Source organism: Actinomyces sp. Marseille-QA0893, from assembly GCF_976954355.1.
This window is the reverse complement of the sequence record NZ_CDRJSY010000004.1, coordinates 121,403-147,721: the sequence shown is the minus strand read 5'-3', so window position 1 is coordinate 147,721 and position 26,319 is coordinate 121,403. Positions and strand designations below refer to the sequence as shown.

Genomic DNA, 26,319 nt, shown 5'->3' with positions numbered 1-26,319 from the left:
CGTTTAGGTAAAGCCCCGAGGCACTGCCTCGGGGCTTTGCTTTATTGAGCACGCGCGAATGACCAATACACGATTCTGATTGTTGTCCACTACTATGGGGTACTATGCGCACTTCTGAAATTCGTCAACGTTGGCTTGACTACTTTGCATCCCAAGGCCATGAGATTCGCCCGTCGGTGTCTCTTGTTTCTCCTGAGCCCTCGATTCTCTTTACCATCGCGGGAATGGTTCCTTTTATTCCCTACATCATCGGGGTTGAACCTGCGCCCTGGCCCCGGGCAGCATCTGTTCAAAAGTGCATTCGTACCAATGACATCGATAACGTTGGACGAACCACTCGCCACGGTACCTTCTTCCAGATGAACGGCAATTTCTCCTTCGGCGACTACTTCAAGGAAGGCGCGATCAACTTCGCATGGGATCTGCTCACGGGTGATCAGTCTGAAGGCAAGTACGGCCTCGACGGTGAGCGCATGTGGGTGACCATCTGGGAAAAGGACGAAGAAGCATTCAACGTCCTGACGAAGCAGATCGGCATGGATCCTCATCATATTGTTCGTCTTCCCCGCGAAGAGAACTTCTGGGATACCGGCCAGCCAGGTCCCGCCGGCCCCTGCTGCGAATGGCACTACGATCGTGGTCCTTCCTACGGCCCCGAGGCCGTGGGTGGCAACGTTGATCCCGGCGGAGACCGCTACCTTGAGCTGTGGAACTTGGTTTTCGATCAGTACATGCGTGGCGAAGGTGCCGGCAAGGACTATCCGCTGCTCGGCGAACTTGACCAGAAAGCTATCGATACCGGTGCAGGTTTGGAGCGTCTTGCATTTGTCATGCAGGACAAGCCGAATATGTACGAGATCGACGAGGTCTATCCCGTAATTGCAGCCGCTGAAGAAATGAGCGGTAAGCGCTACGGACTCGGTGCAGCTGGTCCCGAAGCAGGAGCAGCATACGACGATGATGTACGCCTGCGCGTGGTCGCCGACCACGTCCGCTCGTCTCTCATGCTCATTGGTGACGGCGTGCGCCCCGGTAATGATGGTCGCGGATATGTTCTGCGTCGCCTGATCCGTCGCGCTGTGCGCTCCATGCGCCTGCTGGGTGTTGATACGGCAACTATGCCGATTTTGCTCACAGCATCCAAGGATGCGATGAAGGCCTCGTACCCCGAATTGGAAACAAATTGGAGCACGATTTCCGAGGTAGCCTACGCCGAAGAAGAAGCGTTCCGACGCACTCTGAGCGCTGGAACGACCATTTTGGACGTGGCTGTTGAAGAAGCAAAGTCTGCTCCTGGTACGCCGATGATCTCAGGTGAGTCTGCGTTCTCGCTTCACGACACCTACGGTTTCCCCATCGATCTGACCCTCGAAATGGCAGCCGAGCAGGGAGTCCAGGTCGATGAGGCGGCCTTCCGCGCGCTGATGGAAGAGCAGAAGGAACGTGCTCGTGCCGATGCTCGCGCAAAGAAGACCGGCCACACCGACGTTCGTATCTTCCACGACATCGAAAAGGAACTCGGCGGCGGCTCGACTTTCGTTGGTTACACGGAAAACGCAATTGACGCCCAGGTCGTCGGCCTGCTCGTGGATGGTGTTCCCACTCCTGCAGCGAGTGCTCCGGCAGAGGTAGAGATCATCCTTGACCGGACCCCTTTCTATGCAGAAATGGGCGGTCAGCTAGCCGACCACGGAACCATTCGCCTCGCTGATGGCGGTGTGATTGAGGTCCATGACGTGCAGGCGCCGATTCGTGGGCTATCAGTTCACCGCGGGACTCTCACCGAAGGCAAAGCAACCTTGGGGGAGAAGGCATACGCGGAAATCGATACCGAGCGCAGGCTTGCAATCGCGCGCGCACACACGGCAACCCACATGGTCTACGCGGGCTTGCGTCGCATTGTGAACAAGGATGCCGAGCAAGCAGGTAGCGAAAATTCGCCCTCGCGTCTGCGCTTCGACTTCACGAACTCAACAGCCCTTGCTGAAGGACAACTCAACGAGATCGAGAGCCTTGTCAATGAGAAGCTCGCGCAGGATCTCGCTGTGACCACCGAGATCATGTCGCTCGACGATGCCAAGCGCTCAGGTGCGATCGCACTCTTTGGTGAAAAGTACGGCTCCGAAGTCCGCGTTGTCAGCATCGGCGATAACTTTGATCGCGAGCTATGCGGTGGAACCCACGTTCCTTCAACCGGACATTTGGGCCGCGTGACTGTGCTGAGCGAAGGTTCAATCGGTTCGGGTGTACGCCGTATCGACGCCCTTGTTGGAGATGGCGCCTACGCCTTCCAAGCGAAGGAACACGCGCTTGTGTCCCAGCTGAGCTCCATGCTTGGCGGGCGTCCTGACGAACTGGCCTCACGCGTCGAATCCATGATGGGGCGTCTGCGTGAAGCAGAAAAGGAACTTCAAAAGATCCGTGAGCAGCAGGCGCTCGCAGAAGCAGCATTGCTCGCTCAAAATGCTCGCAAGATTGGTAAATTCACCTGCGTCGTGGCTCCCGTGGGTGCTTTGGGATCGGCTGATGATCTTCGCGCAATGGCGACCGATATTCGTGAGCGCCTGGGTAATGACGGTCCCGTGCTTGTCGCACTCGCCGGCGTGATTAACGGTAAGCCTATGGTCACTGTCGCAACGAATGATCTTGCTCGCCAGCACAGCGCACGTGCAGGACAATTCGTTCGTCGCGCCGCAAAGATTCTCGGCGGCGGCGGTGGCGGCCGCGACGACCTCGCTCAGGGCGGCGGATCCAATCCGGAAGCCATTGAAGATGCTCTCAATGATGTGAATTCGCAGATCCAAGAGCTGTAATGCGTCCAGGAGTTCGTCTGGCAGTTGACGTTGGCACGGTCAGGGTTGGTCTCGCACGTAGTGATGCGGGAGCAGTCCTGGCCTTGCCGCTCCAAACGCTGACTCGTCAAGACGATGCTTCGGAACTTGACGAGATTGCGCGGATTGCTGGTGAGCTCGATGCCATAGAAATCGTTGTCGGGCTCCCTCGCCACATGCAAGGCGGTGAAGGCATTTCAGCGAAAGGCGCACGCAGGTACGCGCGGAAGATTAAAATGGCTTTACCTGCGTGTCGTGTGTGCTTGGTCGATGAACGCTTGAGTTCACACGAAGGGCACGAACGTTTGCTTCAAGCCGGTGTCGGACGACGCGAACATCGACAGATGATTGATCAAGTGGCGGCCTCGATTATTCTGGAGACAGCCCTGGAGATGGAACGAATGAGCGGACAAGCTCCCGGAAGGGAAATTGTCCTCGAGGAAGGACAGAGATGAGCGAGAGCACTCCCGAATATCCTTTCCCGAAGCGCGCGAGTATTCACCAACGCCGCTCGCAAGAAAACACTCCCGAGGAGACCCCAGAATCCTCACCGGTACGACGACCAGTTGTCCGTTCGTCGGCAAGCACCCCAGGGGATTCTCTCCAATCGTCTCCTGTGGGCGCGCGGCCTCGTGAAACAGAAGCCACTACGCCTGCAGCACAGACTCTTCCCGCGCACCTACCCACGCGTCGCTCAAGGCGTGCAGCCCAAGAAGACACCGCAGTTGAGACGACGGGAATGCGCTCTCGTCGCCTCGAACAAGAACGGCGCTTGGTGCGTAAACGCAAACGCCGCAGGGCAATTCGGACCTTTTTTGTACTACTGCTGACACTCGCCCTGATCTCGGGCGGTGCGTACTTTGCATACACGCAATTGCGTGGCTCCTCGTCGTCTTCAACAACCGCCGATGACTACCCGGGTCCCGGTAGCGGGCAGGTTGTTGTGACGGTGTATGACGGTGAGTCTGGCCAGCAGATTGGTCAGCGCCTAGTAGACGCGGGCGTCGTTAAATCACTCACTGCGTTCATCCGCGCATTTGATGCGAATAAAGCAGCGGTGAGTATTCGGCCCGGAAGCTACACGCTCAAGAAAGAAATGAGCGCCTCAGGTGCGATTGCTGCACTTTTAGATGATGCGAACCGCAGTGATAACACGGTGACGGTGACTCCTGGACAGACAAAGGACCAGGTCGCCGAGCAGATTTCGATGGTGGCCAATATCCCGCTTGATCAGGTGAAGTCAGCAATGGCAGATACGGCAGCTTTGGGCTTGCCAGCTGAAGCCAATGGAAACGTTGAGGGGTGGCTTGCTCCGGGTTCCTATGAACTCGCAGAGGGAGCGACGGCGACTTCTCTCATTTCTCAGATGATTACTCGGACGACTCAGAGGCTTGATGGGCTGGGCGTTGCCGCCGCGGATCGCGAAAAGATCTTAACGAAGGCATCAATTCTCGAAAGAGAAGTTCGTAATACGGAGTATCTTCCGATGGTTTCTCGTGTAATTGATAACCGCTTGGCAGATACGAATGGTGAAACCCACGGTTTGCTTCAGATGGATTCAACCGTCTTATACGGTGTTGGCAAGACCGGTGGAATACCGACTGCAGACGACCTTGCTGCTGAGAACCCCTACAACACCTACCGCAATCCGGGTCTTCCTCCTTCGCCAATTTCGCAGCCCTCTACCGAGGCAATTGAAGCTGCTTTGCATCCTGCAGAGGGCAATTGGCTGTACTTCGTCACGGTGAATTTGGATACCGGCGAGACGCTCTTCGCGGCTACGCATGACGAGCAGACGCAAAACACTAAGCGTTTGGAAGAATACTGTTCGACGCATCAAGGAAAGTGCTGATGCCCTGGGCAGCAGTCATCGGCTCGCCGATTGAACATTCCCTCTCACCCCTCATCCATCAAGAACTCTGGCGTAGCGCTGGAATTACTGGATGGGAGTACCGAAAGTGTGAGGTCGATGCTCAGCGCCTACCTCAGTGGATCGCATCTTTAGACAGTGAATGCGTCGGAGTTTCAATCACGATGCCTTGCAAGAAGGCGGTGATTCCTCTCCTTGACGTTGTTGAACCGCAGGCGGCTGCGCTGAGTTCTGTTAATACCCTTATTCCATCGGGTGGGGTTCTTTCGGGTTTCAACACTGATGTCTTCGGTATGAGTCGCGCGATCGAGCTGAGTCGGCGCAACGCAGGGATGGATCTTGGCGGGCGAGCCATTATTATCGGTTCGGGCGCCACTGCGGCCTCGGCTCTCGCGGCGGTGATCTCTCTTGGATTTCGCGAGGTCGATGTTGTTGCTCGTGCTTTTAGTGGAGGAAAGCTCCCTGCTGATTTCAACCGCAGTGCGATGAATTTGGGAGTGACCTACAGCGGTCATGACCTGACGGCGGCTGGTACCTTGTCTCGTTGCTGCGAGCAAGCGGATCTTGTCGTCTCGACTTTACCTTCGGGTGCGCTTGACCCCTACGTTGGTGAGCTCTCAACAATGCCATTGCGCTCGAGCTTTCTTGATGTGACCTATGCACCGCGTGAAACGGCTGCAATTTCGTGTTGTCTTGAACGGGGTATCCCCGTCGCCTTCGGCGTAGAAATGCTGGTCTATCAGGCGGTTCTCCAGTTTAAGTTAATGACGGGAATTGAAGCTGATAGTCACGCGATTTCTTCGGTGTTTCAGCTGTTGGAGGCGAAATAGAAGATGGAACTCGTCGCCATATCGGCTCGTGGGTACTACTTCGCCCACGATTATGCCTTGGGAATGGGCGAGTGGAATCTGATTCTTTCTGTCGTTGTCTGGCTCGCTTTTGCGCTGTGGCTTTCACGTTCGGGATGGGCGATTCAACGACGCTACTTTATTGAGGCCTCGCTTACCCCGCTTAAGAGAAACGGCGTCGTCTGGTCGGCTGTACTGGTAGGTGCGATCAGCCTTGTTGCTTCTCAGACAAGGCCTGCAGCACCTGCGGTCGTCGCGCTGACCATGATGGGAACTCTTCTTGCGTATGTCGACGCTAAGACTCATCGTCTGCCCACTCCCTATGTCATTGCGCTTGCGTGCGGTGTCTTGTGCGGGGCCGGGGTGAGCGTCTATTTCCATCCCCATTCGATTCGCGTTCTTGCCGAGGCCGGGGTTGGCGCGTTGATCTGGACCCTACCGCTGTGGCTGGGGTCTTTACCGCGACGAGGCTTTGGCCGCGGTGATGTTCGTTTGGCGCCGATCCTTGGGGCGATGCTGGGCATTCTTGGTTGGCATGCGGCATTGTTTGGATTTGTTATTGCTTTGGTATCCGCGGCACTTGCGGCTTTGTGGATGGTTGTCAGTGGCCAAGCTGGCACACGCTCGCGTATTGCCTTTGGACCATGGATGATCGGTTCCTCCTTGCTGACCTATCTTCTGTGGGGCGTCGCTATTCCGACCTCCCTGCATCTTTTCAGTGCTCTGATTTAGCCTGCGAGCTGTCTGATTAACGCCTTTTGCCCGTGGGAGACTAGCATTTGAGATAGGTTCTCACGAGGAGGTGAAGGTGGCGGAACTTGACGCGATCATTGCCCACACGCAGCGTAAGCGCGCTTTGCGTGAAGAGCGCGTGAGTCTTGATGAGCTCAAACGCGCGTGTGAAAGTGTTCCCGACCCCCTAAGACATCCAGACGAGTACCTACGTTCGGATGGCGCCACCTCCGTCATTGCCGAGATTAAGCGTGCTTCCCCATGGGGTGTCTATTCAGATATCGAAGACCCGACCCCTCTTGCTCAGGCTTTTGAGCGCGGGGGAGCAGCGATGGTTTCGGTCGTGACCGAGAGTTCGTTATTTAACGGCAGTTATAAGGACCTGTCGCGGGTAAGAGCTGCAACAGAACTTCCACTTATTTGTAAGGACATCATTCTCTCCGCATATCAGCTCTTTGAGGCCCGCAGAGCCGGAGCAGATGCAGTCCTGCTTATCGCGCAATTTCTTTCGCAGCCGGCGCTGGAAGGGCTGCTCGAGCGCGCTCAATCGCTGGGAATGTCAGTGCTCGTCGAAACCCACTCGCGCCTCGATGCTCTTCGAGCTTTAGAAGCCGGCGCTGTGATGATCGGTGTCAACGCCCGTGACCTCAGTACGGGGGTCGTTGACCGCCACGTTATTGACGAGGTCATTGATGTTATTCCAACGAATGTTCTTGCTATCGCCGAGTCCGGCGTGCGGGGGCCGCGGGATGTATTTGAATACGCACGTGCTGGCGCAGATGCTGTGCTCGTTGGGGAAGCTCTCATGCGCAGCGATCAACCCGAGGAGTTAGTCGCTGAAATGGTCAGTGCCGGTCACCATCCGTCATTGCTTGCTGACCGTCGGATGCGAGTTCGGGCGGCACATAAGGGTGCAGATGGGACGTGGAACGATACTCGTCGCGAATAATCGATTAGAGTAGTACGGCAACCATCTTTATCCGCAAGGAATACTATTCATGCGCTTTTTAGCATTGCCGTCACCAAGTCAAGGGGTCTGGTACCTCGGACCGATTCCGATTCGCGCCTATGGTCTCATCATCGCCTGTGCAATTCTGATTGCCGTTTACTGGGCTGCTAGGCGCTACGAAACTCGGGGTGGCGACCGTGAGCTCTTCTATGACATTGCACTTTGGGCTGTTCCTGGTGGCATTATCGGGGCGCGCGTCTACCACGTCATTACGTCTCCAGATGCCTACTTCGGTAAGAATGGCAATCCGATCATGGCCCTCGCAATCTGGAACGGAGGTTTAGGGATTTGGGGCGCGGTTGCCGGGGGAGCACTTGCAGTTTGGCTTGTCGCCCGCCATCGCGGACAGCGGCTCGGCCCTATTGCAGATTCTCTGGCCGTCCCGCTTCTTGCGGCTCAAGCGATTGGGCGCTGGGGAAATTGGTTCAATCAAGAACTCTTCGGGGCGCCAACAACCTTGCCGTGGGGCCTGCACATCGACAGCGCACACATGCCACTTGGATACGCCAGCGGCACCTTGTTCCACCCCACCTTCCTCTATGAATCGCTGTGGAACCTCGCGGGTGTTGCTGTTTTGCTCCTCATTGATAAACGTCGGTCTGTGAAGTCCGGACAGCTTTTCTCCTGCTACATCATGGTTTATACCCTGGGGCGTGTCTGGATCGAGATGCTCCGTATTGATGATGCACATCATTTCTTAGGTCTTCGTATCAATGTCTGGACCTCAATCCTTGTCTTTATTTTGGGTGTTGTCTGCTATCTCTATGCAGGAAAACGTGCAGCCTCGACGACTCTCACTGAGGCTGAAATCACGCGCGAGAGCGGCCTTGGCGAAGAAGATGACGCGCAAACTATGGAAACGGCCGAGGCCAGCGAAAACACCGTCGAGGAGGGACCCGAGGACAACGAGGACGGGGCCGATAGTCCCAAGCCCTCGGAAAGTCGTCCGGTCGAAGACCTCGAGGCACGATAGGATAGAAACATGCGTCGAGCAAAGATTGTATGCACTATTGGACCCGCGACAGCCTCTGCTGAACAGATCCAGGCTCTTGTTGATGCCGGCATGGATGTCGCCCGAATTAATCGTTCTCACGGCACTGCTCAGGAACATGAAGAAGTTATCGAACGTGTTCGCCGAGCCTCTCAAAATTCGGGCCGTGGGGTAGCTGTTCTTGTTGACCTTCAAGGTCCAAAAATTCGCCTCGAAACCTTCGAAGAGGGCCCACAGTACCTAGAAATCGGCGATACTTTTACCATCACGACTCGTGATGTTCCCGGTACTAAAGAGCTGGTTGGAACGACTTTCAAGGGTCTTCCCGGTGACTGTGCTCCCGGTGATCGCCTGCTCATTGATGATGGCAACGTCGCAGTGCGCGTCGTTGAGGTAAGCGCAACCGATGTTGTTACCCGCGTTGAGGTTCCCGGGTATGTTTCGGACCACAAGGGATTGAACCTTCCCGGTGTTGCTGTTTCTGTCCCGGCAATGAGCGAAAAGGACGAGGAAGACCTGCGATGGGGCCTTCAGGTTGATGCAGACTTTATTGCTCTGTCCTTCGTCCGTTCCGCAGCAGATATCGACTCTGTCCACGCGATTATGGATGAGTACGGTAAGCGTCTGCCGGTCATCGCGAAGATTGAGAAGCCCCAGGCTGTCGATGCACTTGCAGAGATTGTTGATGCCTTCGATGGAATCATGGTTGCTCGAGGCGACTTGGGCGTTGAAATGCCTCTCGAAGATGTCCCTCTGGTGCAGAAGCGTGCGATTGAGCTCGCTCGTCGTGCTGCCAAGCCGGTCATCGTTGCGACCCAGGTTATGGATTCGATGATTAAGAATCCACGTCCGACCCGAGCAGAAGCTTCCGACTGTGCAAACGCAATTCTCGACGGCGCAGACGCAGTCATGCTTTCGGGCGAAACATCCGTGGGTGCTTTCCCCATTGAAGCGGTCCGCACTATGGCGCGAATTGTTGAGAGCACTGAAGAAAATGGTGGCGAGCGTATTGCTGCGCTTGGACCCGTTGAGTTGGATCGCGCATCTGCGATCTGCGGTGCGGCTGCAGTTATCGCTGAAAAGCTTGATGCACGCTTCTTGGTAACTTTCACTCAGTCAGGAACATCGGCGCGCATGCTCTCTCGCTTGCGCACGCCAATTCCGATGCTCGCCTTCACTCCGCTTGAATCGACGCGTCGCCAGCTTGCCTTGTCGTGGGGTATTCAGGCTTATCGGGTTCCCGAGGTCGCTCACACTGACGATATGGTCTGGCAGGTTGATCAGGTCGCGCAGAGTGCGCGTCTCGCGGAAGTTGGTGACGAGATGGTCATCGTCGCAGGTATGCCGCCGGGAACCCCTGGTTCCTCGAACCTGTTGCGCGTCCACCGTCTAGGAGACGAGGTTGACTACGTGATCGGCGGATCACGTGGAGATGCTTAAGTTTGATTAAATGACGGGGGTGGTAGGCCGCGTGGTCTTCCACCCCCTCACATTTTGAGGAGTTTGACGTACCTTGACGACGTTGCCACGGTCATCAAAACAAATAGAACGCGAGAATTCTCAAAGTGCGCAGGGATCAAAGCCCACGTACTTAAGCGGGGTCAATGGCCTGCGTGCACTGGGAATTATCGCCATCGTCTTGTACCACTTGCGCCCGAGTTCTCCTGCACAAGGTGGTTTTATCGGCGTCACTCTCTTCTTCGTGATTTCTGGTTTCCTCGTTTCGCGCTCACTTCTTCGTGAGATTGAGGGGGAGCGGGATATTGCGGTTGGCGCGTATATTCTCAGGCGTTTTGTTCGCTTGTGGCCAACGATGCTTCTTGTCACGGCTTTCTCAGCGATTGCTTCCTTCTTCTATGCGCCGCCGCTGCTGCTCAAAATGCATGAGGATGCGATTCCTGCTCTTGCTTTCTTTTCGAACTGGTTCTACATCTTTCGCGATGTTCCATATTTCGCGCAGGCAGGCTTACCTTCGCCGCTGACCCATTTTTGGTTCGTCGCCGTCATTATGCAGTTCTATGTATTGGCGCCGGTTATCGTTCTCTTACTGCGTGAGTTTTTCCGATCTCGTGGAAAAGCAGCTCTTGTTGTCTTGTTCTTCGCTGGCTGTTTTGCCTGCGAGATGGCTGTATTGTTCGAGCCCGGATCCGACTCATCAAGGGTGTACTACGGCTTAGACACACGGCTCGCAGAAATTCTTGTTGGTGTTGCCCTCGCGTATGCAGAGGGCTACATTGAACGCCTCAATGCTCTGCAAACACGGCTACTTCAATGTGCATCGTGGTGCGGACTTGCTTATTTGGTCGCTGTGAGCATCTATGGGCGCGGATACATGACCTGGCTCTATCGAGGAGGTTTCTTCGCCTCAGCACTGGTATGTGCAATTGTGGTGAGCGGCGCGATTGTCCCGGGCGCGATATCGCGTGTGTTATCGACGCGTCCGCTTCAGGTGGTCGCCTCGCGATCCATGAGTGCCTACATGTGGCACTATCCCTTGATCCTACTGATGAACCCCGCCAGGCGCACTTCTGCGCTTCCGTGGTGGGCTTGGGTGGTGGAAGCTGGCGTTTTCCTCCTGATTACCGAGGCCAGCTATCGTTTTGTTGAGAATGCGCCTTCCTTTGCGCGTCAGAAGACTTGGCGTGCTTTGCGCGGCGGCGCTCAGAATACGCGCCAAGTTCGGCTATGTATATCGGCGTTGAGCATTGCTTTGACTGTGAGCATTGCGATCGCCAGCATTCCAGGAGTCTTCCTTGAATCGGCTTCGAAGAAGGCCAACGAAATCTTTGCTTCGACCGCTTCCAGTCCTTCCACATCTGTGGCTTCTCCAAGCGATTCGCCTACGCAAGAAATGACGACGACAAGCCCGCCGCCTCCCAGCTATCACGATGCGAATGGGAAAGCGGTATACCCGAAGGCTGCGATTATTCCTGACAACTACGATCCCTCTCAATGGTCATGCTCTCCAGAGGATGGAACATGCACTGTTCCCCTGGTCTTGATTGGTGATTCCGTGTCTGAAGGAGCAAGCTACTACTGGATCCCAACCCTCTTCCCGCAGTCTTTTACGGATACGGAAGTTGGTCGTTCCTTTGAAAAGGGAGTTGCGGTATACAGCGAAGATTTAGCCCAAGGACATGACGGCTCTCCCGTGATTGTTGCTTTGGGGGGTAACGGCCCGATTACATCGATGGACTCAGCGCAACCCTTGATTGAAGCAGCGGGGGAGAGACCTGTATTCTTCGTGACGATCCGCGCCCCTTACCCCTTCCAGGATGAGAACAATGCCTTGATGCGCCAGCTTGCTCAGCGTTATCCGCAAGTTGGCATTCTCGATTGGTATAAAGCCAGTGAAGGCCACGATGAGTACTTTTACGACGATGGCCAGCACCTGACGGAAGAGGGACGAGAAGCCTACGCTCGAATGATTATGACGGGACTCATGGGAGACAATAACTAGACACATCTTAGTAGCGTGTGGAATAATTACCTGTTCATCCGTGTTGGATGACTCGTAAGGCTTTGCCCTTACCGGCATCTACAGTCTGGTTGCCTGCGCACCTTGAGCGCATACCGGTAGATGCAGAAGAAGAAGGAAGAGGAGAAAGAAATGAATCAAATGAATACACAGATTTCGGTTCGTGCCGCGCAGGGTCGCTACCAGGCGCTCAATGTTCCGGTTTCGCAGCTGAGCGAGGCTGTCCGTCCTTGGTATCAGGATTGGACCGATCAGAAGATTCAAGAGGCGCTCAATGACTTGGAACGCCCTGAAATGCGTGATCGAGCTGCGGAATTCTTGGGCTTGGAGCTTATCCCCGCAGCCTGAGATGTGATTTGTCTCTCTAACGTCAACTCCGTCAACTTAATTAGTTGGCGGGGTTGACGTTTATTTGATGGATTTACCTCGCTGATGCGCATCACTGTTTCCGCGTGATTGCAAGAAAAAATGGCTTTGAGATCATTGTGATCTCAAAGCCACTGACGAAAATATGATACATATTCGTACCCCGAGTGGGATTCGAACCCACAACAAGCCGGGTTTGAGCCGACCGCCTCTGCCAATTGGGCTATCGGGGCAACAGCGCAAGCGCGCTAATAAGGATAAGATATAACCGGTGCTAGTGACAAACTATCGTACAAGGAAGACGACATGAGTGAAGAAGTTGCACAGCCGCGCCGCGTTCTTGTCGCGGAAGATGAGGGCCTGATTCGCCTCGATATTGTGGAGACGCTCACCGGTGCCGGTTTTGAGGTTGTCGGGGAAGCTTCCAACGGTGAAGAGGCCGTCCAGCTTGCTCTTGAGCTTGAGCCGGACCTGTGTGTCATGGATGTCAAGATGCCGAAGATGGATGGCATCACCGCAGCAGAGAAGATTCTTGCTGAACTCTCATGTGCAGTCGTCATGCTCACTGCCTTTAGCCAGACAGAACTCGTCGAACGTGCTCGTGATGCTGGAGCAATGGCCTACGTTGTGAAGCCCTTCAGCCCCGCAGATCTTATCCCTGCAGTTGAGATCGCTCTTTCCCGCCATCAGGAAATCGAATCCCTTGAAGAAGAGGTTGCAGACCTCACTGATCGTTTTGAAACTCGCAAACGTGTTGATCGCGCGAAAGGTCTCCTCATGAAGAATATGGGGATGAGCGAGCCTGATGCCTTCCGCTGGATTCAGAAGACTTCTATGGATCGCAGGCTTTCGATGCGTGAGGTCGCCGATGCCGTGATTAACCAGGTCGAAGGCTAAGGACCACACTGAACTTCTCTAAGGGCGCGAGCATTGGCTCGCGCCCTTAGTTATGCAACACGCGATTCGATACGCGTGCCACAGCAAGGGTTTGATCGTGTTCATCTGTGATAGTCACAGTGTGAACAGTCGAGCTCTTACCCAAGTGGACTGCCGTAGCGCACGCGCGAACCCAGTCGCCTCGACCGGGGGCAATATGTGAAATGTTCAGCTCAACGCCCACGGCGACGCCGGCCTCGCCATAAAGAGAATGCGCGTGAATCTGGGCGGCGTGGGAAGCTACTGTTTCTGCAAGCGCGGCGCTGGCTCCACCATGTAGAAGACCATGGGGCTGAGTGTTGCCAGCAATTGGCATTTCGGCAAGAGCGCTTTGGGCGGAAGCCGAAATCAGGCGGATGCCCAGACGTGACATAAGGGTGTCCGCCCAGCTATCAATCCGATCATTTTCTGCATTCAAAGTGTGCATCGTGCCCTCTCGCCGTAGTGTGTCTTCTATGAAGGAGACAATGCTTGTCATCGATGGTCATTCAATGGCCTTTCGTGCATTTTATGCCCTGCCTGCGGATAAGTTCGTGACAGCCCAAGGCCAACACACAAATGCGGTCTATGGTTTTGCCTCGATGCTCATCAAATTGTTGGAGAGTTATCAGCCCAGCCATATTGCGGTTGCTTTCGATGTCTCGCGTCATTCCTTCCGTACCGATGAGTATCCCGAATACAAGGGAACACGAGACGCAACACCTGAAGAATTTAAGGGACAAATCGAGCTGATTCGGGATCTGCTGAGTGCAATGGGTATTCGCTCCCTGTCACGGGAAGGCTTCGAGGCAGACGATATTCTTGCCACTCTTGCGAAACGTGCGGCAGATGCGGATATGCGCGTCTATGTTGCCTCGGGGGATCGCGATAGTTTCCAGACTGTCACCGATAGCGTGACCGTTCTCTACCCGGGAATGAGCCCGGGTGACTTGCGTGAGATGACCCCGCAAAGCGTTGAAGCAAAATACGGGGTCCCTCCTTACCGATACCCGGAAATCGCCGCACTGGTCGGAGAAACTTCCGACAACCTCCCGGGAGTACCCGGTGTCGGCCCGAAGACTGCAGCCCAGTGGATCAACCGTTTCGACGGCCTCGACAATCTCTTGGAGAACGCGGACAAGATCACGGGCAAGCGGGGCGAAGCGTTGCGCGAGCACCTCGAGGACGTGCGACGCAACCGTCGATTGAACCATCTGCTGACGGACATGGACCTTGAGTGTGACATCACGGACTTGCGCCGCGAAGTAACCGACCGCCAGGCGCTCAGCCAGCTGTGTGATGCCCTGGAGTTTCGTTCTCTGCGCTCTCGGGTGCTTTCGGTGGCGAAGATTGGTTTGGGGAGTGCCAGTGACGATGACGAGGCCGAAGTCTTGATGCCCGCTGAGCAACCACAGGTGTCGTGGACGATCGCTGACGAGGCCACCTCTGTTGATCAATGGCGTAGAGAACATCCGGGACAGCTTGCACTCTTGATCGATGGCACGCTCAGCGTGAACGCTCCGGAAGCCAGTGCTATTGCACTTGCAACGGCGACTGATGCGCTGGTTATTGACACCGCTTTGCTCTCGGCACAGCAAGATCAGGCTCTCGCTTCAATTCTCAGTGAAGACGGCCTGATTCTTCACGATCTTAAGGGCTGCATTCATGCTTTGGGAGCGCGTGGTTGGACGCTCGGCAAGGCACATACCGATCTTCTTCTCGCTGCCTATTTGGTGAATTCGGAACACCGTGGGTATCAACTCGACCAGCTTTTTGCTCGGTATTTAGGTGTTGACTCGCAAGAGAAGAAAGACAGCACAACTCTCTTTGAGGTTGGAATCAGTGATGAGCGCGCTCAGAAGCTAGCCGAAGACGCTGCGCGAATGCATTCTCTCGATGTCATCCTCGCTGAGAAGCTTAAAGAAAGTGACCAGTCACATCTGCTGGATGATTTGGAAATGCCAGTTGCGGTCTTGCTCGCACAGATGGAGAAATGCGGGATCGGTGTCGATGAAGACTTCTTGACAGCCCTTTCTCATGAACTTGCTTTGGATGTTGACACAGCGCAGCGCGGGGCATGGGATGTACTGGGGCACGAAGTTAATCTTTCATCTCCTAAACAGCTCCAAACTGTGCTCTTTGAGGAACTTGCTCTGCCCAAGACGAAGAAGACGAAGACCGGGTACACGACTAACGCCGAGGCCTTGACGGATCTCTTCGAAAAAACTGGAAATGATTTCCTGCGTCACCTACTTGTCCATCGTGACCGCATCAAGCTCAAGCAGATGGTCGACGGTTTGATTTCGAGCATTGGTGTCGATCAGCGTATCCATACGACTTTTTCGCAAACCGCTGCAGCGACGGGGCGTTTGGCCTCGTCTGAACCGAATTTGCAGAATATCCCTGCGCGTAGCGCTGACGGCCTGCGGATTCGTGGTGGGTTTGTTGCGCAAGAGCCGTATACGAATCTCATGAGCGCGGATTACTCACAAATCGAAATGCGGATCATGGCGCATATGTCGCAAGACCCAGGGCTGATCGATGCCTTTTCTTCGGGGGAGGACCTCCACCGCACTATGGCAGCAATGGTCTTCGGAGTTGAACCGGAAGATGTGACGGGCGAAGAACGCTCGCGAATCAAAGCGACTTCCTATGGACTTGCCTACGGTTTGTCCGCCTACGGTCTTTCTGCACAGCTTCAGATTCCCGTTCACGAGGCCGCGGCCCTGCGTGATCGCTATTTCGAACGCTTCGGCGGTGTCCGTGATTACCTTGAAGGCCTTGTAGACGAAGCTCGCCGATGGGGATGGACACAGACAATTCGTGGACGCAGGCGTTATCTTCCGGATTTGCATTCGGCGAATCGAACGCGACGCGAGATGGCTGAACGAGCCGCGCTGAACGCTCCGATTCAAGGAAGCGCCGCCGATATTGTCAAAATGGCGATGCTGGATGTGCACGCACAGCTCAAAGATTCGGATCTGAGATCGAGAATGCTGGTCCAGATCCACGACGAATTGCTCTTCGAGGTTGCACCGGGAGAAGAGGAGAAACTGCGTCAACTGGTCCGCAAGGGAATGGAAGGCGTGATGTCTCTACGCGTTCCACTGGAAGTAGCAATTGGGTTTGGGCCGACATGGAAGGACGCTGCGCACTAAGGCGGGTGGACTTTCGGTCCTATTCTGTTAGAATGCTCAAGGTACTGCTGTGTGCAATAGCCATTTGCACCCCGCAGCCGCAATTGTCCATATCTAGTAATACGTCCGTTTCGGAGAACACAACTACATGACCAGCACCAACTCGCAGCCGGCAGTTTCAACGCCCCAGGTTGCAGTGAACGACATTGGGTCCCGCGAGGACCTGCTCGCCGCTATTGACGAGACCATCAAGTACTTCAACGATGGCGACATCGTCGAGGGCACTGTCGTCAAGGTTGACCACGATGAGGTCCTTCTTGACATTGGCTACAAGACCGAGGGTGTCATCCTCTCTCGCGAGCTTTCCATCAAGCACGATGTCAACCCGGATGATGTGGTTGCCGTTGGTGATCAGATCGAAGCCTTGGTTCTCCAGAAGGAGGACAAGGAAGGTCGTCTGCTCCTGTCCAAGAAGCGCGCACAGTACGAGCGCGCCTGGGGACAGATCGAGAAGGTCAAGGAAGAAGACGGCGTTGTTACCGGTACCGTCATCGAGGTCGTCAAGGGCGGCCTGATCCTCGACATCGGCCTGCGTGGCTTCCTCCCCGCATCCCTCGTTGAAATGCGTCGCGTTCGTGATCTCGCGCCCTACATCGGCCGTGAGATCGAAGCCAAGATCATTGAGCTGGATAAGAACCGCAACAACGTTGTTCTGTCTCGCCGCGCATGGCTTGAGCAGACTCAGTCTGAGGTTCGCACCAACTTCCTGCACACCCTCCAGAAGGGTCAGGTTCGCAGTGGTGTCGTGTCCTCCATCGTAAACTTCGGTGCTTTCGTTGATCTTGGTGGCGTTGACGGTCTGGTTCACGTCTCCGAGCTCTCGTGGAAGCACATCGATCACCCCTCAGAGGTTGTCGAGGTTGGTCAGGAAGTCACCGTCGAAGTCTTGGACGTCGACATGGACCGCGAGCGCGTGTCGCTCTCGCTCAAGGCCACCCAGGAAGATCCGTGGCAGACCTTCGCACGCACCCACGCCATCGGCCAGGTTGTGCCCGGCAAGGTCACCAAGCTCGTTCCCTTCGGCGCATTCGTGCGTGTTGAAGACGGAATCGAAGGTCTGGTTCACATCTCCGAGCTCGCTCAGCGTCACGTCGAGCTGCCCGAGCAGGTCGTCAAGGTTGGCGACGAGGTCTTCGTCAAGGTCATCGATATCGACCTCGAGCGTCGTCGTATTTCGCTGTCCCTGAAGCAGGCCAACGAGCGCGTTGATCCCAACTCTGAAGAGTTCGATCCTTCGCTCTACGGCATGGCCGCTGAGTACGATGAAGAGGGCAACTACAAGTACCCCGAAGGCTTCGATCCCGAAACCCAGGAATGGATGGAAGGCTACGAGGCCCAGCGCGAGGCTTGGGAAGCTCAGTACGCACAGGCTCAGGCTCGTTGGGAAGCCCACAAGGCACAGGTTGCAAAGGCTCTGGAAGAAGACGCCGAAGCAGCTCCCGCTGTTGAAGAGCAGGCTTCCTACTCGACCCCGGTCGACTCCGAAGGCACCCTCGCCTCGGACGAGGCGCTCGCAGCACTTCGCGAGAAGCTGACCAACAACTGAATCACAGCGCCTAAGCGCTCATAGTCAGTTCTGAGGCCCCGGTGAAAACCGGGGCCTCAGTTTTTTGCCATTGTTCAGACTGTGCTGCTGTCATTGTGCAGACGAATCATTGGCATGAACTGCTAGTGAAATAACCGCATTTTCGGGTTTAGATTCTGTGTTGAAGCGCAAGAAGAAGCGTTCCTTCAGTTCTTCAAGCTAAGAGTGTGGCCCGTCTCGAAAGAGACGGGCCACTTCAGTACAAGAGCGTGAGGACTACGCCTGAGCGCGCTTGGATAAGACGATATCAGTCAGCAAGCCAAGAAGAGCTGCGCCCAATGAGGGAAGAACCCATCCAAGCTGAAGATCCTGCCCGGGGCTCCACGCAAGCAAAGGAGATGCGAAGGTCAAGATCCCAAGCGAGATTGCGGTGGTCAGAAGTGACCATAGGCTGGCAACCCAGACGCCCAGACGGAATGTCCAATGAATGCGCATGGAGTAGCGCAGCGGATGCGTGACGATCGTCACGAAGATGATTGAGATTGCGATCGGGTAAAGGAAAGTAATAATTGGCACTGCGACGTTGAGGACTGCCTTGAGACCGGCCGATGCCAAGACGAATGAAATGATCGTGAAGCCAACGAGCCATGTCTTGTAGGGGATTCGAGGAATAAGCCGCTCGAAGAACTCCGAGGTCGCAGCAAGAAGACCTACCGCAGTTGTCATGCATGCGGTGAGAACAATCAACCCAAAGACGACCTGTCCAGCAGTTCCCATGGTGATTCGGGAAGCATCGGCTAGGAGCGCAGCGCCATCAGAATAGCCCTGACCATTGGGAATCACGTGGCCGATCAGGCCGAGTCCAACGTAGACCAGGCCAAGTAGAATGCCTGCGATTACACCAGCAGAGCTGGTCTTGCGAACGAGCTTGATCCCGCTGAGCCCGCCTTCCCCTTGATCGAAAGACGCAACAACGATAATTCCAAAAGCAAGAGCTGCGATGGAATCCATCGTCATGTAGCCATCAAGGAGCCCTGCGGTTAGGGGAGCGCTTGCGTACTGCCCGACCGGAGCAGCGTCTGAAGGCGGTAGCTTCGCCAAAGACAAGAAAACCAAGAGTACGAGCAGAACGAGCAGAACAGGAGTCAGGATTTTACCGAGGTGGTGGATGATCTGCCTCGGGTTCCACGACAAGAACAAAGCGACGCCGAAGAAGCAGGCATTGAAGATCAATGATGAAACAAAAGCGGTTGAATGAATGAGCGGTGCTACGGCCGTCGAGAAAGAAACAGCACCGGTTCGTGGAAGGGCATAGAAGGCGCCGATCGACAGATACACCATGCACGAGAAAGCAATTCCAAAAAACTTTCCGCCGCGCCCAGACAGGTCACGCAGGTCACTTCCCGATAATGCAATTGCGATGATCGCAATGACGGGAAGCGCGACGCCACCGATGAGGAAGCCAATCATCGCCGAGTTAAAGTGAGAGCCAGAGTTCGCTCCCATAATTGGAGGGAAAATCAGGTTTCCCGCACCAAAGAACATCGAAAACAGCGTCAACGATGTTGCGATCAACAAGCCCGTTCCCTGCGAACGCTTGCTTTGTGTAGTCGTCGTCGATTCAGTCACAATTTTGCTTCAAACCTTGTAGAAGTTATAAGTACCCCTGAGATTTTGTCATTTCATGCCACTTTAGCCAAGTGGTGTTCATTGTTCTACGCTTCAGATGTGAACACTCTCATTCGCTCAGGTTCATCGAGCGCCACTCTCTTGCGAGCAATCCGGGAGGCACGTCCTCAGGGACCATCGCACCTGCTTGCTCTCAGCGGGGGAATCGGCGCCGGGAAGTCCACGCTCGCGCATGCTTTACGAGGCCTCGGCGCGCACATTGTCGACGCGGACGCACTTGCGCGCGAGGTGCTTTCCCCCGAGCATCCGGTGTACGAGGCGGTGCTTGCGAGTTTTGGGAGTGACCTTGCCGGAGCGGGCGGGGTCCTTGACCGACAGCTCTTAGCGCAGCGCGCTTTTTCTTCAGCCGAAGGTACAGCTCTTCTCAATTCACTCACTCATCCAGCAATCGCTGCTTTGGCGCACGAACGTCTTGCGCAAGCTGGAGACGGAAAGCTCGCTGTCTATGATGTGCCACTACTGACAAGGCGCGAAGACGCTGCTGCCTTCGATGGTGTCATCATGGTGAGTGCCCCAATGGATGTGCGTCTTGAGCGTTTGGAGAAACGCGGGGTCAGCAGGGAAGAAGCGGCAGTACGAATCAGCAGACAAATGAGTGACGAGCAGCGCCGGGACCTTGCGTCGATATGGGTCGACAACTCAGGAAGTAAAGAAGATCTGACAGATCTGACTCGTAGCTTCGTTGCGCGTTGGCTGAGCCCCTCGGGGATTTAACCGAATATAGGCTTCAGTATTCGCCCAGTTTTCCCATTATTTCAATGGGAAATCTTCAACTATTCATCCGGAAATCACTCAGGAAAAACCAGGTTTACCTGCAACTATAGATTTGAACATGTAAGTAAACCGGTATCGGCCTGAGCACCGGAATTCAAAGATCGCGCTGCCCTATTGATTCAGCAGCTTCTCGTACGCGATACGGGATGATCTCTGGTTTCGCAGTCGACATTTGCCGCAGGGATGAGGATAAATGGCATACGTAAAGACGAATCGTTTTTCGGGGAATAGAGCTGTGCGTACGCTTGGAGCGTTCACGCTCGGCGCTGCGATGACGGTAGGGGGACTGTCCTTTGCGAGCGCAGGGGATGTTCAGCCGACTCCCAATGAAGTTCAAGCCCTGGGATACAACACTCTGATCTTTCAGGATGAATTCACCGGAAATGAACTTGACACCTCGAAGTGGGGATACGAATACTCCTGCTTCGATCCGAAGACGCGCTCACAGGCCCAGTACACCGATTCGAAGGAGAATGCGTCTGTCTCGGGTGGAAACCTCCATTTGACGGCGAAGTATGAGCCAACGCGTCAAAAGTATGACAGCCGTTCACGTTCAATGGTCACGGTCGACCGTGAATGCACTCGGACAGTCAATGGGCGCTCGGAAACCTACAAAGCTCCTTTCACTTCAGCAATGGTGCAGACGCGCGACAACAAAGGCATAAAGTTCGCTGCATATGGCGACTTCTATGCTGAGGCGCGTATCAAACTCCCTAATGCTGTTGCGTCGTGGCCAGCATTTTGGATGACCGGTATTGCCCCGGCATCATTCCCGGCTCACGGTGAGATTGACGTCGTCGAAGCTAAAGGATGGGATCCGAATTTCCTCCAAGCGAATGTTCATACGCCTCGGGTCGGTAATCCTCAAAAGACTGAGCAACACATGGGACAGCTCGGGGGCAATGGTACTTCGCAGACTCAGTTCCATACCTATGGTGTGGAAAAGAACGGGAACTCAATCACCTTCTATTTGGATGGAAAACGGGGACACACCGTCACTTACGATCAAGTAAAAGGGGATAACCCCTTTATCAACGATGCCAACGGCATGGTGCTTCGTCTCAACCACATGGTTGGGGGTTCTTTCCTAGCCTCTGAGCGTGGTGATACGACGTACACCGATGCGATTAAGTTCAAGGAAGCCTATCAAGGTGCTGGTTCTGACATGCTCGTTGACTACGTCCGTGTGTGGAAGAAGAACGGCAATGCCACGAGCGAGCCAGCCCCGCTTCCCTCAACGGCTACCGCCGATCCACAACCTAGCGCTGAGCCGACTGTGACGACCGCGCCTGCTCCCATGCCGACTACTGCGGCCCCTCAGCCTTCGAGTGCAGTAACAGCGCAGCCGAGCGCGCCTGCTCAGCCGACAAGCGCAGCGCCCTCTACCCAGCTCACGGCCTCGATCGCACCGATGCCGGTACCGACTGTTTCGGCGCCCAAGCCTTCCGATGATCCCAAGGCTACGCCGCGACCAACTACTGTAGCGCCCTCTACTCAGCCCACGGCCTCGGAACCGGTAGCCTCTGCAACTACGCAGCGTCCCCCGCGAGCTCGTCGAAGCGCCGATGCTACGGCGCCGGCACAGCCCACGGAAGCAGCAAGCTCAGCCCTGCCTACGCGTCCTGAAACGACAGCATCGGCACCATCTGAAGCCCCTGTGAATCCTTCAACCGAAGGCGCGGCAGACACATCGGTGAGCCAGCCTGATGCTTTAGCGCCAAATGAGCGACCAGCGCTCTCGCAGCTTCTTCCGGAAGCTTCGCATCTCAGCGTGCTTGGCACCGATCGAAGCGCACTCACGTCCACCAATGAGGCAGAGGCGCAAAACTCCGCTGTCGCGCGAAACGAACAGGCTGACTCTGCTCAAAATCCAAGTTCTGTACGCGCACTTGCCGCAACAGGAAGTTCCTCCCTTGGGTTTGTGTTCGCTGGGCTCTTGGCAGTAGTGGGAGTGCTGATGCTCGCTTGGCCAACGCCAGCAACCGCTCAACACATGAGTCCTCGGCGTAAATGAGGCATAGCTTCCTGGCAACCTGCTAGGACCGTGCGCAAGGGGTCGGTGTAGGTAATCTTCATCTCGAAGAACACCTGCACCGCCCTCTTTTCATCGTGAATGGGAGCGAGAATTGAGATCCTCGAAGCTTGAGCTCGCCGTATTTGCAGTGGTGAACGCGCAGAACCTCGCAGAAGTCCTTAGCCTAAGACTATGAGTGATACCCCCATCCTTCGTCAGGAATACCCCTTTGAAGTAATTTCTGAATACACCCCATCGGGTGACCAGCCGAAGGCTATTCACGAACTCGCCGAGAGACTTCGCGCGGGCGAACAAGACATCGTCCTGCTGGGGGCAACGGGAACCGGGAAAAGTGCGACAACCGCGTGGCTCATCGAGGAGATCCAACGTCCAGCATTGGTTTTGGAACCCAACAAGACCTTAGCTGCGCAGCTTGCTGCGGAGTTTCGGCAGTTGCTGCCCAAAAACGCGGTCGAGTACTTCGTTTCGTACTACGACTACTACCAGCCTGAAGCTTACGTTCCCCAGACCGATACGTTCATTGAAAAAGACTCATCGATTAACGAAGAAGTTGAGCGGCTACGTCACAGTGCGACAAACTCATTGCTTACTCGTCGCGATACCGTCGTCGTTTCCTCGGTGTCGTGTATTTACGGCCTTGGTACGCCCGAAGAATATGTCGCGCGAATGATTGAACTGAGTCGGGGAATGACGATTGACCGTGATGACCTCTTGCGGGCGTTCATTTCCATGCAGTACGCGCGAAATGACCTTGGATTTACGCGTGGGACCTTCAGAGTGCGTGGGGATACGGTCGAGATCATTCCCGTCTACGAGGAACTGGCAATCAGGATTGAAATGTTTGGCGATGAGATCGATTCGCTGGCTGTGCTCCATCCTGTCACCGGCAATGTTATTAAAGAAGTCGATCATGTGTATCTGTTTCCCGCCTCGCACTACGTTGCGGGCGAAGAACGAATGAAGCGTGCAATTGCTTCGATTGAGGCGGAGCTTGAAGAGCGTCTTGAATGGTTTGAATCGCAGGGGAAATTGCTCGAGGCGCAGCGTCTGAGAATGCGCACAACCTATGACTTGGAGATGCTCAAAGAGATCGGGACATGTGCGGGCGTTGAAAACTACTCACGCCATATTGATGGGCGCGAGGCTGGCACCCCACCTCATACCCTTCTCGATTATTTCCCTGATGACTTTGTGCTCGTCATTGACGAATCGCATGTGACAGTTCCCCAAATCGGAGCCATGTTTGAAGGGGATATGTCGCGTAAACGTACATTGGTCGAGCATGGGTTCCGCTTGCCTTCGGCGATGGATAACAGGCCACTCAAATGGGATGAATTTACCGAGCGTATTGGTCAAACCGTTTACCTCTCAGCTACGCCAGGATCCTATGAGCTCGATAGGTCCGATGGGGTAGTGGAACAGATCATTCGCCCCACAGGACTTGTTGATCCGAAGGTTGTGGTCAAGCCGACTCGAGGTCAAGTCGATGACCTCCTTGAGCAGATTCGTGAGCGGGTCGAGCGTGACGAACGCGTTCTTGTGACAACACTGACAAAGAAGATGGCTGAGGACCTGACGACGTACCTTGCCGAGCGCGGAGTGAAGGTTGAATACCTGCACTCAGATGTCGATACTCTCAGACGCGTTGAACTTTTACGCGAGTTGCGTTTGGGAACTTTCGACGTTCTTGTGGGAATTAATCTCTTGAGGGAAGGCCTGGATCTTCCCGAAGTTTCTCTCGTTTCAATCTTGGACGCCGACAAGGAAGGATTCCTGCGTTCGACGCGTTCTCTCATTCAGACCATTGGGCGCGCCGCGCGAAATGTCTCTGGTGAAGTTCACATGTACGCCGATGACATCACTGATTCGATGCGTGCTGCAATCGAGGAAACTGAGCGACGCCGTGAAATTCAGATTGCCTACAACACCGAACACGGTATTGATCCCAAGCCTCTACGCAAAAAGATTGCAGATGTTACGGACATGCTCGCTCGTGAAGAAGTTGACACAGCGGAGCTCCTTGAGGGCGGATATAGGCGCGAACGCACCGCAAGCGATATTCGCGCTGATGAGATGGCTTCCTTTGCGGGCCAAGAAGGCTCAACGCGCACACGTGAAGAACTTGCTCAGATGGCCGAGAGTGATTTGGAAGAATTGATCCGTCAGCTTTCTGATCGGATGATGGAAGCCGCTCAGGATCTTCAATTCGAGCTTGCGGCAAGGCTTCGTGATGAACTCAGTGAACTGAAGAAAGAACTGAGAGCGATGAAAGCCGCCAACTAAGTAGTTGTGGAAAGTGGTAGGTATCGCTTCGAGAACCGCCTAAGATAGGTATGTTCTTGTTCGCGACTTTGGGAGTCGATGGTGTCTACGATGGCGCACACGCAAACGCGTCCCCTTCCTTTCACCAGGCGTGCCATGGCATGGGGCGCTCATGCCTTTACTCTGACCGGTGTTGTTTGGGCGGCACTCGCAACGATTGCTCTCTTCGAAGGGCATATCCGCCATATGTGGTTGTGGCTGGGAATTGCGCTTCTTGTTGACGCCGTCGATGGCTCAATCGCGCGGGCCGTGCGCGTGAGTGAATACGCACCTGGCTTCGATGGGGCAACTCTAGACAATATCGTTGACTATCTCACGTGGACTTTTATCCCCGCTCTGTTCATGGCCTTCCATCTTCCTTTTGGATCACGCACACTCGGTATTGCCATGGCCCTGCTGGTCTGCGTCTCATCGATGTTCTGCTACTGCAATGTGTCGCTGAAGACTCCCGACCACTACTTCATGGGATTCCCTGCCGCCTGGAATGTCGTAGCCGCGATTATGTGGATCTTCCAGACCGGAGCGGTTTTCAACCTTGTTGCCACGGTTATTTTGGCTGTGCTGACGGTCGCGCCGATCGCCTTCGTTCATCCATTCAGGGTCGGGCGTTTGCGCGTAATCAATATTGTGGCGGCACTGGTGTGGGTTGCTGCGACGGCGGCGCTCGTTGCCTACGCCCCTGTGCGGCCGATTATCCTCACAGGGATTTGGTGGGTTGCTGGAATCTGGATTCTCGTGGTGAGCGCAATCCGTTCCATCCAAGGGATTCCTCAAGAATTGCGTGACGCAGAATAACGTTTTACAAGCCGCGAGTTCTGAACAGAGCGCCAAACTTCAGTTGCGATTGACGCAAGGATCATCAGAGCAACAATGACAACAACCGATCCCGGATACCCGCGTCCGTGGATCCAGAAATAAACATATGGCGCCATAAAGGTTACGAGCGCGACGATTGCGCCGGCGTAGCGCTCCAATGGCCTCGAAGCGGTGATCATGGCCAGGATTCCCCACGTGTAGGGAAGCGCAGTCAAGACATCAATCGACCATAGGACAAGGACTGATCCATGGAATTGCGGAACGAAGATCACCGGTAAGGCGCGCAGCGAGGAATAAATAAAAACCACGAGGTAGACCCACACACGTGGATCTTTGAGGATTCGGGTGATCAGTGAACGTTTGTAGACCGTGACCCCGCTGGCTTCGATTTGGTGGACGAGGCCGTGTGGCGTTCGCGTTGCATTCATTCCTTGGAGAGCCTCGCGGAAGCGTGGGTCCGGAAGCAGCTCGTGAACGAGCTTGCTGACTCGCAAGGCAAAGACTGTTTGCTCTTTGGAGTGCTCGGCGCCGACGTTGACAAAAAGATGGAACAAAGGACCGGCGAGACGCTTGAGTTCCTCACGATTGATGGGACCGATGAGCCAGATAATTCCGCGGTGCTCCAGAGCATTGCGTACTTCGGTAAAGAAGAGATCGGTGTCTGCAAGGATAGAAGGATCAAGTTCACGGACCTCGCGTCTGCCCAATTCAGCAAGTCGTGAGACGCCGGCGGCGTGAGCGAGGCGAGTGGTATCAAATGCGCAGGAGCGCACGACCGGGAGTTCGAAAGGAGCCTGAGTCGACCCGAAAAGGGTCTCCTTCAGGCGACGCAGTCGGGAAATCTGGGCTGCAGGGTCTTTAACGCTCACTCCAACGAGTTTAGAGCACTGCGGTGTGAAGCTCTTAACGACTTGGCATTCT

At 55.0% G+C, this 26,319-nt stretch carries 20 protein-coding genes and 1 tRNA gene; 17 read left to right on the top strand and 4 right to left on the bottom strand.

What is annotated here, in order from left to right; all coding sequences use genetic code 11:
* Positions 1–104: 104 nt before the first annotated feature.
* The 10 genes from alaS to ACWNMW_RS06165 all read left to right on the top strand — a co-directional run bounded on the left by alaS (position 105) and on the right by ACWNMW_RS06165 (position 12,107).
* Entirely contained in the window at positions 105–2,813 is a 2,709-nt protein-coding gene (alaS, locus tag ACWNMW_RS06210) for an alanine--tRNA ligase (protein ID WP_449490378.1), read from the top strand.
* Complete coding sequence (gene ruvX, locus ACWNMW_RS06205) at positions 2,813–3,286, top strand: Holliday junction resolvase RuvX (protein WP_448750657.1); 474 nt, start codon at positions 2,813–2,815, stop codon at positions 3,284–3,286. Before alaS ends, ruvX begins: the two co-directional genes overlap by 1 nt.
* On the top strand, positions 3,283–4,683 hold the full coding sequence (gene mltG / locus ACWNMW_RS06200) for an endolytic transglycosylase MltG (protein WP_449490377.1): 1,401 nt from the start codon (positions 3,283–3,285) through the stop codon (positions 4,681–4,683). Before ruvX ends, mltG begins: the two co-directional genes overlap by 4 nt.
* Complete coding sequence (locus ACWNMW_RS06195; RefSeq protein ID WP_449490376.1) at positions 4,683–5,531, top strand: shikimate dehydrogenase family protein; 849 nt, start codon at positions 4,683–4,685, stop codon at positions 5,529–5,531. The genes mltG and ACWNMW_RS06195 overlap by 1 nt, the downstream gene beginning before the upstream one ends.
* 3 nt (positions 5,532–5,534) lie before the next feature.
* On the top strand, positions 5,535–6,281 hold the full coding sequence (locus tag ACWNMW_RS06190) for a prepilin peptidase (RefSeq protein ID WP_299060780.1): 747 nt from the start codon (positions 5,535–5,537) through the stop codon (positions 6,279–6,281).
* A 76-nt stretch (positions 6,282–6,357) separates the two neighbouring features.
* Positions 6,358–7,230 carry an indole-3-glycerol phosphate synthase TrpC gene (locus ACWNMW_RS06185; protein ID WP_449490375.1) on the top strand — a complete coding sequence of 291 codons (873 nt, stop codon included), beginning with the start codon at positions 6,358–6,360 and terminating at the stop codon, positions 7,228–7,230.
* Between the two features lie 49 nt (positions 7,231–7,279).
* Positions 7,280–8,263 carry a prolipoprotein diacylglyceryl transferase gene (lgt, locus tag ACWNMW_RS06180; protein ID WP_449490374.1) on the top strand — a complete coding sequence of 328 codons (984 nt, stop codon included), beginning with the start codon at positions 7,280–7,282 and terminating at the stop codon, positions 8,261–8,263.
* 9 nt (positions 8,264–8,272) lie between these two features.
* Entirely contained in the window at positions 8,273–9,721 is a 1,449-nt protein-coding gene (gene pyk / locus ACWNMW_RS06175) for a pyruvate kinase (protein ID WP_448751025.1), read from the top strand.
* A gap of 73 nt (positions 9,722–9,794) precedes the next feature.
* Positions 9,795–11,741 carry an acyltransferase family protein gene (locus tag ACWNMW_RS06170; RefSeq protein ID WP_449490373.1) on the top strand — a complete coding sequence of 649 codons (1,947 nt, stop codon included), beginning with the start codon at positions 9,795–9,797 and terminating at the stop codon, positions 11,739–11,741.
* A gap of 150 nt (positions 11,742–11,891) precedes the next feature.
* A complete protein-coding gene (locus tag ACWNMW_RS06165) occupies positions 11,892–12,107 on the top strand; it encodes a hypothetical protein (RefSeq protein ID WP_173656060.1) in 216 nt (71 codons plus the stop codon).
* 177 nt (positions 12,108–12,284) lie between these two features.
* Here ACWNMW_RS06165 and ACWNMW_RS06160 read toward each other — a convergent pair.
* Positions 12,285–12,358: transfer RNA gene (locus ACWNMW_RS06160), tRNA-Leu, on the bottom strand.
* Between the two features lie 73 nt (positions 12,359–12,431).
* Here ACWNMW_RS06160 and ACWNMW_RS06155 point away from each other — a divergent pair.
* Entirely contained in the window at positions 12,432–13,022 is a 591-nt protein-coding gene (locus ACWNMW_RS06155) for an ANTAR domain-containing response regulator (RefSeq protein ID WP_072455820.1), read from the top strand.
* A gap of 46 nt (positions 13,023–13,068) precedes the next feature.
* Here the strand turns inward: ACWNMW_RS06155 and ACWNMW_RS06150 are convergent, their stop codons facing one another.
* The gene (locus ACWNMW_RS06150) at positions 13,069–13,488 is read right to left on the bottom strand and encodes a PaaI family thioesterase (RefSeq protein WP_295892269.1); all 420 of its coding nucleotides are present in this window, start codon (positions 13,486–13,488) and stop codon (positions 13,069–13,071) included.
* A 28-nt stretch (positions 13,489–13,516) separates the two neighbouring features.
* Here ACWNMW_RS06150 and polA point away from each other — a divergent pair, with 28 nt between their 5' ends.
* Both polA and rpsA read left to right on the top strand, forming a co-directional pair.
* Positions 13,517–16,198, top strand: coding sequence for a DNA polymerase I (gene polA / locus ACWNMW_RS06145; RefSeq protein ID WP_449490372.1), 2,682 nt, complete (start codon positions 13,517–13,519; stop codon positions 16,196–16,198).
* A 127-nt stretch (positions 16,199–16,325) separates the two neighbouring features.
* Positions 16,326–17,783 carry a 30S ribosomal protein S1 gene (gene rpsA / locus ACWNMW_RS06140; RefSeq protein ID WP_009409460.1) on the top strand — a complete coding sequence of 486 codons (1,458 nt, stop codon included), beginning with the start codon at positions 16,326–16,328 and terminating at the stop codon, positions 17,781–17,783.
* A 255-nt stretch (positions 17,784–18,038) separates the two neighbouring features.
* Here the strand turns inward: rpsA and brnQ are convergent, their stop codons facing one another.
* Complete coding sequence (gene brnQ / locus ACWNMW_RS06135) at positions 18,039–19,391, bottom strand: branched-chain amino acid transport system II carrier protein (RefSeq protein WP_449490371.1); 1,353 nt, start codon at positions 19,389–19,391, stop codon at positions 18,039–18,041.
* Positions 19,392–19,490: 99 nt separating this feature from the next.
* Between brnQ and coaE the strand changes: the two genes are divergently transcribed.
* From coaE to ACWNMW_RS06115, 4 genes are all read left to right on the top strand, one after another.
* Positions 19,491–20,165, top strand: coding sequence for a dephospho-CoA kinase (gene coaE / locus ACWNMW_RS06130; RefSeq protein WP_449490370.1), 675 nt, complete (start codon positions 19,491–19,493; stop codon positions 20,163–20,165).
* Between the two features lie 253 nt (positions 20,166–20,418).
* Positions 20,419–22,239 (top strand): family 16 glycosylhydrolase, encoded by a 1,821-nt coding sequence (locus ACWNMW_RS06125; protein ID WP_449490369.1) that lies wholly within the window; start codon positions 20,419–20,421, stop codon positions 22,237–22,239.
* 192 nt (positions 22,240–22,431) lie between these two features.
* The gene (gene uvrB, locus ACWNMW_RS06120) at positions 22,432–24,543 is read left to right on the top strand and encodes an excinuclease ABC subunit UvrB (RefSeq protein ID WP_449490368.1); all 2,112 of its coding nucleotides are present in this window, start codon (positions 22,432–22,434) and stop codon (positions 24,541–24,543) included.
* 90 nt (positions 24,544–24,633) lie between these two features.
* The gene (locus ACWNMW_RS06115; RefSeq protein WP_449490367.1) at positions 24,634–25,377 is read left to right on the top strand and encodes a CDP-alcohol phosphatidyltransferase family protein; all 744 of its coding nucleotides are present in this window, start codon (positions 24,634–24,636) and stop codon (positions 25,375–25,377) included.
* Here ACWNMW_RS06115 and ACWNMW_RS06110 read toward each other — a convergent pair.
* Positions 25,353–26,267: a hypothetical protein gene (locus ACWNMW_RS06110; RefSeq protein ID WP_295892285.1), complete on the bottom strand. Its 915-nt coding sequence runs from the start codon at positions 26,265–26,267 to the stop codon at positions 25,353–25,355. The two genes, ACWNMW_RS06115 and ACWNMW_RS06110, sit on opposite strands and share 25 nt — an antisense overlap.
* Positions 26,268–26,319: the final 52 nt, after the last annotated feature.